This window comes from Leptothrix ochracea, from assembly GCF_041083635.1.
Lineage (GTDB): Bacteria > Pseudomonadota > Gammaproteobacteria > Burkholderiales > Burkholderiaceae_C > Sphaerotilus > Sphaerotilus ochraceus.
In genome coordinates, this window is sequence record NZ_JBFPHB010000005.1 from 62093 (window position 1) to 73119 (window position 11027).

Here is an 11027-nt window from a genome sequence, read left to right on the forward strand (position 1 = left end):
GAGGTTTTATGGTTGCTTCGCTTGCCCCTTCGATCCAACACGACACCCAGCGCCAGCGCTTCACAGCCGAAGTGGCGGGCTTGACATGCATCGCCACCTATCAACGGCGGGGCCACCACATCGTCATGGACCACACGGGGGTACCCGCCGAGTTACAAGGTCAGGGGCTGGCGGCGCTGCTGGTCCAAGCCGCCTTGGATTGGGCCCGACAAGAAGGACTGAAAGTGGTCCCACAGTGTTCTTACGTCGCGGTCTACATGCGGCGACATCCTGACACACACGATCTGTTGCTTTAGCCAACTCGGCTTCAGCATTCTCTTGATCACATGGCGGCTCATGGGTAGCCCCGATGCCACGCAAGGTATCCCTTCTTAACATCGCCCCATGCTGATCAATCGCACCCAACTGTTTGTGCAAGGCGCTCGGGACATGGCGTATGCCAGCTTGCCCTTGCTGCTCGTGTCAGCTTTGCTGGTTGGCATCGCGTTCTATGTCATCGACCCCATGCCTCCCAGCCGCGTGGTGTTGGCCACCGGCCCTGAAGGCAGCACATACGCCAATGTCTGCCAAAGCTATCAGGCCTTTTTGCAGCAGCATCACACGGAAGTGGTCTGCCTTCGCACCCAAGGCTCGGTCGAAAATATCCGTTTACTGCGTCAGACCGACTCCGCCTCACCCACGTCGCCCCTAGAAGGGCGCGTCGATGCCGCTTTCATTGGCTATTTGCCACCCGAACACGATGCCCCCGATTCCGAGGTCGATCTGTTCAGCTTGGGGCTCGTTTTCAGGCAACCGTTATGGGTGTTTTATCGCAAGGATGTCGCCCAACGCCTGCAAGGCACAGCACAGCTGACGCAAATCAACCAACTGCTGGGCTGGCACGTCAACATCGGCCCACCCAGCAGCGGTGGTCATGCCTTGATGACCGAGTTGCTCCGGCTCAATCACATGAAACCCGCGATCGAGCTGAGAACCGCTGAACTCTCGCCGCGCGAAGCCAGCGACGCCTTGATCCAGGGCCGCATCGATGCCATGGCGTTCGTTGCTGCACCAGACACCCCCATCCTCAAGGCCCTGTTGGAGAACCCACGCATGGGTCTGCTCGACATGCCACAAGCCAAGGCCTATGTGCACAAGGTATCGAACCTGATCGCCGCCCAGTTACCGCGAGCCACCGTGAGCATGGTCCCTGAAATCCCAGACCGTGATGTGCGCATGATCGGCACGGCTGCCTCGTTGATCGTGCGTGAAGACACCCATCCAGCCCTGCAAAACCTCCTCCTGATGGCGGCCCACAGCATCCATCAGGAACTGACTTGGACCCAGCATGAGGGTGAGTTTCCGATCGGCAAACCCAGCTGGTACCCGCTCTCGCACGAGGCTGAACGCTTTTATCGTCAAGGCCCCAGCATCAAAAATCAGGGCGTTCCGTTTTGGTTGGTGAACTTTTTTGAGCGCATGTGGATGGCCTTGATTTCGATTCTCGCCATCATGGCGACCCTGTCGCGGGTGGTGCCTTCGCTGTACACCTTTCAAATCCGCTCGGGCATCTTCCGCTGGTACGCCGACTTACAGCAGATCGAAACCGCCTTGACGGTGGGCCAGATTCCTTGGACCGTGTTGCGACAGCACTTGGACGAGATTGAAAGCAACGTCAGCAAAATGACCGTCCCACTGGCGCGAGCGCACGATCTCTATGCCCTGCGCAGCCATATCGCCTTGGTGGGCCAACGCATCAACGCCGCCACCATGAGGGCCGCCTTTCATCCCTCCGAAGACGTCACCGGAGTCACGCCGTGAAGCCCACGGTTCACGTCACGCCGTGGCTTCAGCGCAGTTACGACCTGCTTTGGACGGTGCTGCCCTTGGTGCTGGTCGCGGCCCTGCTCTTGGGACTGGCCTTCATGGTGGTGAACCCCGCCCCACCCAAAATACTGCGACTGGCCACCAGCCAGTCAGGGGCCAGTTACGCGCTGATCGCCCAGAAGTACCAAACAGCCTTGGCCACCTACGGCATCACGGTCGAGACCACCCCTTCAGAAGGCTCACTGGCCAACATCGACAAACTGCTCAAGCACGAGGTCGATGCTGCTTTTGTGCAAAACGGTGGGCTGCCCAAAGAACTGGGTGAGCAGGCGCAACTCGCCAGTTTGGGCGAGTTTTTTCGTCAGACGCTCTGGATCTTCTATCGCACCGACAAGCTCAAGCCTCTGGGCAGTACGAGCAGCAGCGCCACCGCCTTGCAGTTGAGCCAGCTGACCGCGATGAAAGGCTGGCGGATCAACATCGGCAAGGAAGGCAGTGGTAGCCGAGCCTTGGCGATCCAACTGCTGGAGCGTCATGGCCTGCGGCACGACCCGAGCACGGTTTTATCCTCCCTGGGCGTTGACGAGGGTGTGAGCGCGTTGTTGAACGGCACCATCGATGCCACCCTCTTCGTCGCCACCGAGGACGCACCGTCAGTCGATCGCCTGCTCAAAGCCATGGGGGACAAGCGATCAGCCCTGCGTTTGCTCGATGTGGCCCAAGCCGATAGCTACGTCCTGAACATCGCGCACCTCACGCCCACCGTGTTGCCACAAGGCATCCTCAACTTCGAGGCCAATATTCCTGATCGGGACATCCATCTGCTGGCGACCACTGCGTCCTTGGTGGTGCGCAAAGACACCCATCCGGCGCTGCAAAACTTGCTCATGATGACGGGCCGCCGCATCCACCAGCCCTCCACACTGTTCCAATCGGAAGGCGAATTCCCCATCGGCAAACCGAGCTTGTATCCCTTGGCTGACGAGGCAGAACGCTTTTATCGCCATGGCAACACGCCCAAGGGACGTTGGCCAGCGCATCTTTTCTGGATCACCAACTTGATCGATCGGATGTGGATCGCCTTGGTCACCATTGCGGCGGCCATGATCCCGATCTCGCGCATGATTCCGCCCTTCTACGCTTGGCGTATTCGGCGACGCATCTACCGCTGGTACGGTGAGCTTTATCGGATTGAACACGCCATCGATATCCCTGCAACCGATCGTTCAAGCCTGCGCAAACAGCTTCAAGCCTTAGAAATACGGGTTGGACAAGTCAAGGTGCCGCTCTCAAGAGCCTATGAGCTGTACAACCTGCGCAGCCACATCGAACTTGTCCATCAACGCCTTCATACCTGAATCACACCTGAATCACCCACGCCACGCATGACGTCTTCCCACACACGCCCCACCACAGCTTGGCTGCTGCGCCTACGCCAAGCCCTCAGCGAGCAAGGCCTCGACGCCTTGATGATTCCTTCGGCTGATCCGCACTTGTCGGAATACCTGCCGCTCCGTTGGCAGGGGCGTGAACACGTTTCGGGCTTCACGGGCTCGGCGGGCACGCTGTTGATCAGCGCAGAACACGCCGCCTTGCTCACCGACAGCCGTTACTGGACCCAAGCCGAAGCCGAACTGGCCGGCAGCGGTATCGACCTTGTGCGCCAAAGCGGTGCCTTGGTGCCGGCCTGCGTGGCGTGGCTACAAACCCAACAACGAGCGTCAGGGGCGACCTTGGCGGTGGACGGTATGGTGCTGGGCCTGGCCAGCGCAGAGGCACTGCGCAGCGCCTTGGCCGCTGTGGGCATGACGCTGCGCACCGATTTGGATGTGCTCGGCAGCGTCTGGCCCGATCGCCCGGCCCTGCCCGCTGCGGCGGTTTTTGAGCACATGCCGCCACACGCTTCGACCCCACGCACCGCCAAACTGGCCGCCATTCGCGCCGACATCGTCAAGCATGGGGCCACGCATCACTTCATCTCGACCGTCGATGACATCGCTTGGCTGACCAATCTGCGCAGCAGCGACGTGGACTACAACCCGGTCTTTCTCGCGCACTTGCTCATCGACGCCCAGCGCGCCACGCTCTTTGTCGCCGAAGGCAAAGTGCCGCCCGAGATCGCCCAGCGCTTGGCCCAAGATCAGATTGAGCTGCGGCCCTACGATGCGGCCCGGGCTGCTTTGGCGGCCTTGAAGGCCGAGGACCGACTGCTGATCGACCCCAAACGCATCACGCTGGGTCTGCGTCAGGCGGTGGCCGCCGGCGTCACCGTCATCGAAGCGCTGAACCCTTGCGTACTGCACAAGAGCCGCAAGACCGACGCCGAAGCCGCTTGCGTGCGTGAAGCCATGGAACGCGATGGCGCGGCGATGTGTACTTTCTACGCGTGGTTCGAGGCCGCGCTGGGCCGTGAGTCGATCAGTGAATTGACCGTCGATGAGCACCTGAGCGCTGAGCGCGCCCGCCAGCCCGACTTTGTTTCGCTGAGTTTTCCGACCATCGCCGGCTTCAACGCCAATGGGGCCATGCCGCATTACCGCGCCACACCCGCTTCGCACGCGCAGATCTCGACCGCGCACGGCTTGGTCGCGGAAGGCTTGCTGCTGATCGACTCGGGCGCGCAGTACTTGGGCGGCACCACCGACATCACCCGTGTCTGGCCCATCGGCACGCCCAGCGCGGCCCAAAAGGCGGACTACACCCGCGTGCTTCAGGGCACGTTGGCCCTGTCACGGACGCGTTTTCCGCAAGGGCTGCTCTCGCCCCGGCTCGACGCCTTGGCGCGCGCACCGCTGTGGCAAGCCGGCCTTGATTTCGGTCACGGCACCGGCCATGGGGTGGGCTACTTTTTAAACGTCCATGAAGGGCCGCAGAGCATCTCGGCGGCGCAGCCGGAGCCCCACATGGCCATGCAGCCGGGCATGATCACCTCGATCGAGCCGGCGCTGTACCGTCCGGGCCGCTGGGGCGTGCGCATCGAAAACCTGGTGCTCAACGTCCCCAGCCCCAGCGCCGAAGAGTTCGGCCCCTTCTTGGCCTTTGAAACCCTGACGCTCTGCCCCATCGACACCCGCTGCATCGCGCTTGACCTGCTGCACCCGCATGAGCGCCAGCAGCTCAACGCCTATCACGCCGACGTTTTACGCCGCCTGCGCCCGCATCTAAGCGGCGCAGCACGGGCTTGGCTGGAAGCGCGCACCCAGCCGATCTCGCTGCTTTAAAGCGCAGGCTTATAGCGCCGGTCGCGAAGCGTTGCGCCCTTCGCGGGCGCTGTCTCGGGCCATATCGCGGGCTTGGTGAATGGCGCGGTGGGTCAGCCAAGCGGCGGCTTGGGTTTGCTGCAAGATTCGAAAGGCCCCAACCACCTTGTGCAAACGATCCGCTTGGGCATTCAAAGAATGCGCCAAACAAGCACTGTGATGCGCCCATGTGTTTTGGCGCGCAATCACGCTGTCCATGCGATTCACGGGATGATCGGCTGGACCACCACCCTGCACCGCAGGTCGCGCACCAGCCACAGGAAGGGGCTCATGGAGTTCATCCAAGCACGCCAACATCGCTTGCGCATCGGCCACCAAAGCCTCGACGTGGATGTCGGCCACCACTTGGAGCACCACAGGATCCATCTTGGCCTCGGTCGCCTGCACCACGCCATGGATCTCGCGAGCCGCGCTGGCCGCACGCTGCGCCAAGGTCCGCACCTCTACCGATTCGACCGCCGCCCCCCGCAGCGCAAGGTTCGACTCGACGTCAAGCACGGCTTGCAGGGCCAACGCGTTGGTTTCAAGGGCGATGGTGTCGATCACGGCCAAGGCCTCGGCAATGCGCTGCCGCGCTTGGGCCACCCGGGCCAGATGCTCACCAATCTTGGCACCCAAAGCATGGCTATGCCGGGCCGAACGAAGAGCCCTTTGCCAATGTTCTTCAGTGTGGCCCGCAAGAGGCATGGCAGCCCACGCCTCCTCGATGGTCGATGGCTGAGCATGCCCACCACCACCACCATGCCCATGCGGATGGGCATGGCCGTCCATCACCAAGTCCAAGTCGAACAAGGTGTCCGACAGGGGTAAGGCCTCTTCGCCCATCAGACCGGCCACCATCGGCTCATCCTCGGCCATGTCGTGGACGCCATCATGGGCTTCGACCTCTGTCGGCACGATCGGCCACAGGCGCATCAAACCCCAAGCCATCAAAGGCACCATCAGCAGCACGCTCGCCAGAGCCGCCAAGGCCACCCACAATCCAAGATCGATGGCATCACCCACGTGGCGTTCACGGACCAAGCCCCAAGCGCCCACAGCGATGATCCCCCCCAGGGCACAGCCCGCCAAACTGATCCATCCGATGCGGACTTGTGGGGGTGTTCTTCGACCCCAAGCCCGAAGCTGCGCGCGAAACCATCCCTTGACCATGCACCTCTCCCATGAACGGCCCCATTTTGGCCAGATTGCGCCAGATAGGAACCCCATCCACGGTATCGAATCCCCATCCACGGGACTATTTCCCGCCATGGCCCAGTGGAGGTTGCAACCGGGCCACGAACCCGGGTCAAGGCGAGGTGCGCACCAGCCTTGCCGCCAAGGCTTCACGCAACCAATCGGCGTTGTCTTGCAGGTGGCTGCGGGTGGCTTCGCTCAAGTTGCGCTTGCCCAACGCGGTGTTGATGCGATCGAGCAACTGGTGCGCCCGTGAGCGCATCAAGCCCCGGGTCTCGGCCCGGCCGGCCGAAACCGGCCGCATCAGGATCGCCACCACACGCTGGACATGCTCGCGTTGCAGATCGCGCCGCGCCGGGACGATGTCTTGCACCAAGGTGCCAGACAACTCGCTCCAGATGTCGCGGTCCAGCCGGGTGTAGAGATCGGCCAGCGTGAGCGGGTTGGCCCCACCGTCTTGGCGTGCAAGGCCGTCGAGCAAGCGCTGCGCCACGCTGTCGCTCATCAACTGCCCCAAGAGCGCGCGTTGAATCTCCAACAAGACTTGCTGCGGCACGTAGTCGGTCACCACCGGGCCGTCACCGCTGCTAAGCGCTTCGGCGCGCTCCAGATAGTCGGGTGCCAAACGGCGCTGCAAAGGGGCTGAGAGCGTCAGCCCTTCAGCCGACAGGATGTTGCGGGCCAAGGCATCAAGGGCTGCGCGCTGGCGCTCGGCCGGCACCGATTGCAGCGGCTCGCGGCCCGACTCCGGGAAGTCGCGCAAGGTGCGCACCCCGCCGATCTGACGCGCCAAGATGCCGGCCGAGCGGCCCACGTCGCGCAGGGCATAGGCCACGCTGCGGCGCAAGATCGAGTAGTCGTGCTTCGGGTCGAGCTTGCGAGTTTCGAGCCGCTGGATCAGATCACGGGCGATGTCGAAACGGCGCAGCGCAAAGGCCACCGGATCGTCGCCCAGATCGAACTGCAAAGCCTCGGGATCGACGCCGAGGAAGTTGTCCTCGTCGGTCGCAAAGGCCAGCTCAGGCTCGGCACTGCGCGCAGCCAACGCCGCCAGCGCATCGGCTTCTTGGTCGGGCGCAAACACCCCGTAGGCGTAGGCAATCGCCCATTCGTCGTAAGGGCCAAGGGTGGTCTGGAACGGCGAGGCGGCTGTGGCCAAGGCGGTGCCGGGCGGCGGCAGGTTGATCGGGGTGTACTCCATCACCGAGCCACTGAACGAATGCGTCTTGGTGAAGGCCGGATCGCTCAAAGTCGCCAAACTGTAGGCGGTGGAGGCGCGGAAGTTATGTCGCAGCCCCAAGGTGTGGCCGACTTCGTGCATCACGGTGTCGAAGATATAGGCCTGCACAAAACGTTCAGCCTCCGGGCTGTCGGGTTCGATCTCACCGCCTTGGGCGGCGGCCAAGACATCCAAGGCATAGCCGAGTTGCTCGGCGGCAAAGTCGGCATGCTCACAGGCTTCACCGGCGGCGTGGCGATGGGTCGCTTGGGGCGCGGCGATGTCGGGCGTGAGCTGCATCAACGCCGGCCAATCGACCAAGGCCGCCGGGGCCAGCACTTGGCTGCGCAGGGCGCGGATCGAGCGCGACGACAGGCTCTCGATACCGATGTCGGCGTCCAAAATCTCACCGCTGCGCGGATCAACGTGACTCGGGCCGATGGCCCCAAAGCTCGGGCTGGTGTTGGTCATCCAGCGCACCGAAGCCACGCCAAAGTCGAGCGTATCGAAGTCTGCGTTGTCGGGCTGCTGCTTGACGACGATGGCGTCCTTGAAACCGATTTTCTCGAAAGCCTTGTTCCACGTCAGGATGGCCGCACTGATGGTCGGGCGGTACTTGGTCGGGATGTTGCGATCCAGCCAGTAAGTGATGGGGCGCAGCGGCTCAGACAGCGCCGCCTTGGCATCTTTTTTCTCCAAGCGCCAGCGGTTGATGAAGTAGCGCTTGGGCGAACGCAGCACGTCGTCGCTGAAGTCGCTCACGTGGCTGACAAAGTGGCCCAGACGTTGATCGGCCGCCCGGGTGCGCATCGGCTCGGCCGGCAAACGGGCCAGCGAGTAGTGGACGCGCATGAACAAGCTGCGCACATCGGGCACGTTGCCCGGCACCGTGGGCACGGGCGCATTGGCCGGCGCCCCCGGCTGCGGCACAGCGATGTTGGCGCTGGCGAAATGACCATCGACTTCAAACACCACTTCTTCAGGCTTGGCGCGGGCTTGCAGCAAGGCCGAATGGCGCGGATCGAAGGCGTAGCTCTGGCGGTAATGGCGCTGCAACTGCACCGCTAAGCCCAGCAGATCAGCGGTGAACATGGGCCCGACTTCGATCAACACGCTCTTGCGCTGCGGGTGCGGCAAGCTGGCCAGCGGCGCGCTGGTGATCAAGCTGGGCGAATAGCCGGCCTTGACGGCTTGGGCTTGGGGGGTGCCCTCCTTGGCGACCACCTCGGTGTTGAGCGCAATCAACTGGACTTGGTTGAACACCTTGCGAAACGACACCAGCTGCGGCCGGCCGAAATTGCCCCAGCGGCTGGCCATCAAACCGCCGTAAAACCCGCCCTCGCCCAAGCCCGTGGCCAGTTTGGGCGAGAGGAACAAGGGGCTGCCGAAATCCTTTTCCGTCAGCTCAAGCCAGACTTTTTCGTCCTTCTTCCAGAGCGGAAAAGCACCCTCGACCCGCTTGGCCCCGCGTGTCAGCACATCGAACGCAGGCGGTTGCGGGGTGGCCGGAGGAGCCCCCACCACCGCCCCGGAGGCGGCTACGCCGGGCTGCGACGCAGCCACTGCGGCGGCTGAGGCGGCTGGGGCGACAGCGTTGGGGGCGGTTCCCGGAGCAGTCGGTGGTCCCGGTGGCCCCATTTGCACACAGGCCGTCAAGCCACCCACCCCCAGCGACACCAAGGCCGAAGGCCACCACAGACGAGATCGCATAGCCATAAGACGTGGCGCGCGCGGTTCAGGCGCGGAATTTGGAGGTGATGGGATAGCGCCAATCGCGCCCGAAAGCGCGGTGCGTGATGCGGATGCCCACGGGCGATTGGCGCCGTTTGTACTCGTTGAACTTGATCAGCCGCGTGACGCGCTCGACATCGGCGTGCAAAAAGCCCGCCGCAAGGATCTCTTCAAGGCTTTGGTCTTCTTCCATGTAGCGCGCCAAGATCGCGTCGAGCACCTCGTAGGGCGGCAAGCTGTCTTGATCGCACTGATCGGGGCGCAGCTCAGCCGACGGTGGGCGGGTGATGATGCGCTCAGGGATCACTTCGCCCTCGCCCGCCAGCACCCCTTGGGCGTTGCGCCACGCGGCCAAGCGATAGACCAAGGTTTTGGCCACGTCTTTGATGACGGCAAAGCCGCCGGCCATGTCGCCGTAGAGCGTGCAGTAGCCGGTGGCCATCTCGCTCTTGTTGCCGGTGGTCAGCACGATGGCGCCGAACTTGTTCGACAGCGCCATCAACAGCGTGCCACGCACCCGGGCCTGGATGTTTTCTTCGGTCGCGTCTTCGGCTCGGCCCGCAAAGTCGTCCGCCAAGGTGGCTTTGAAGGCCTCAAACATCGGCACGATGCTGCGTTCGTCGTAGCGCACACCCAGACGCTGGGCCATGTCACGCGCATCGATCCACGAGATTTCAGCGGTGTAGGGGCTGGGCATCATCACGCAGCGCACCTTGTCCGCGCCCAGCGCATCGACCGCAATCGCCAGCACCAAAGCCGAATCGATGCCGCCCGACAAACCGATCAGCGCTCCCGGAAAACCGTTTTTGCCGATGTAGTCGCGCACGCCGCAGACCAGCGCGCCCCAAGCTTGGGCTTCGAGCGTGGGCACATCAGCCACCGCCCCGGCAAGGCGACCATCGAGCGCCCAATCGATCAAAAGTTCGGTCTCGGCAAACATCGGTGCCCGCACTGCCACGTGGCCTTGGGCATCGACGGCGAACGATGCGCCATCAAACACCACCTCGTCTTGGCCGCCGGTGAGGTGGGCGTAAAACAGCGGCAAGCCCACGTCTCGCGTCCGCTCGGTCATGCGCGCTTCGCGCTCGGTTTGTTTGTTCAGGTGGAAGGGCGAGGCGTTGAGCACCAACAGCGCCTCAGCCCCCCTATCGCGCGCCGCCCGCGCCGGCTCATCAAACCACGCGTCTTCGCAGATCAGCAGCCCCAAGCGCCGCCCACCCGCTTCGATCACCACCGGCTCCAACCCCGCTTCGCGCCCCGAGACGAAATAGCGTTTTTCGTCAAACACCTGATAGTTGGGCAGCTCCCGCTTGGCATAGGTCGCCTGCACCCGCCCGGCGCTGAGCACCGACGCCGCATTGAGGCAACGCTGCATCGAGCCTGAGCGCGGGTGCGCATCACCGGCCGGCACCGCCACCGCATCCAACGCTTTGGGATGCCCCACCACCAACTGAAAATCCACCAGATCAGCCAGATCAGCCGCACACGCCGCCAAGGCCTCATCACAAGCCGCTAAAAACGCCGGCCGCAGCAGCAGATCTTCGGGCGGATAGCCACACAACGCCAACTCCGGCGCCACCGCCACCCGCGCCCCCAACGCATACACCCGCCTCGCCGCCTGCGCGATGCGCCGCCGATTGCCGCTCAGATCACCAAGCACCGGATTGATTTGCAACAACGCCAACCGCAACGAAGAAAGACCAGACATGACCCCAACGCCCCAAAGCGAAAAGCGGCCATGGTAACGGGTGCGTGGGATGGGACAGGTGGCTTAGTTGCTCGCTTGTAAACAAGAGATCACTGCCCACCATTCGCCATCACAACTGATGCGAGCA

7 protein-coding genes and 1 pseudogene are annotated in these 11027 nt (G+C 63.1%); 4 read left to right on the forward strand and 4 right to left on the reverse strand.

The window, feature by feature from the left end:
* Window positions 1–8: 8 nt before the first annotated feature.
* From AB3X39_RS01850 to AB3X39_RS01865, 4 genes are all read left to right on the forward strand, one after another.
* Window positions 9–296, forward strand: a complete 288-nt coding sequence (locus tag AB3X39_RS01850) for a GNAT family N-acetyltransferase (protein WP_369415655.1) — start codon at window positions 9–11, stop codon at window positions 294–296.
* Window positions 297–384: 88 nt separating this feature from the next.
* A complete protein-coding gene (locus AB3X39_RS01855; protein WP_369415656.1) occupies window positions 385–1800 on the forward strand; it encodes a TAXI family TRAP transporter solute-binding subunit in 1416 nt (471 codons plus the stop codon).
* Window positions 1797–3164: a TAXI family TRAP transporter solute-binding subunit gene (locus AB3X39_RS01860; protein ID WP_369415657.1), complete on the forward strand. Its 1368-nt coding sequence runs from the start codon at window positions 1797–1799 to the stop codon at window positions 3162–3164. The genes AB3X39_RS01855 and AB3X39_RS01860 overlap by 4 nt, the downstream gene beginning before the upstream one ends.
* A gap of 27 nt (window positions 3165–3191) precedes the next feature.
* On the forward strand, window positions 3192–5027 hold the full coding sequence (locus AB3X39_RS01865; RefSeq protein WP_369415658.1) for an aminopeptidase P family protein: 1836 nt from the start codon (window positions 3192–3194) through the stop codon (window positions 5025–5027).
* A 9-nt stretch (window positions 5028–5036) separates the two neighbouring features.
* Here AB3X39_RS01865 and AB3X39_RS01870 read toward each other — a convergent pair whose 3' ends face one another.
* The 4 genes and pseudogenes from AB3X39_RS01870 to AB3X39_RS01880 form a co-directional block, all read right to left on the reverse strand.
* On the reverse strand, window positions 5037–6218 hold the full coding sequence (locus tag AB3X39_RS01870) for a methyl-accepting chemotaxis protein (RefSeq protein ID WP_369415659.1): 1182 nt from the start codon (window positions 6216–6218) through the stop codon (window positions 5037–5039).
* Window positions 6219–6354: 136 nt separating this feature from the next.
* Complete coding sequence (locus AB3X39_RS13535; RefSeq protein ID WP_473964881.1) at window positions 6355–7932, reverse strand: zinc-dependent metalloprotease; 1578 nt, start codon at window positions 7930–7932, stop codon at window positions 6355–6357.
* 228 nt (window positions 7933–8160) lie between these two features.
* A pseudogene (locus AB3X39_RS13540) lies at window positions 8161–9177 on the reverse strand (DUF5117 domain-containing protein); the annotation flags it as partial.
* Window positions 9178–9196: 19 nt separating this feature from the next.
* The gene (locus AB3X39_RS01880; RefSeq protein WP_369415661.1) at window positions 9197–10900 is read right to left on the reverse strand and encodes an NAD+ synthase; all 1704 of its coding nucleotides are present in this window, start codon (window positions 10898–10900) and stop codon (window positions 9197–9199) included.
* Between the last annotated feature and the right edge of the window lie 127 nt (window positions 10901–11027).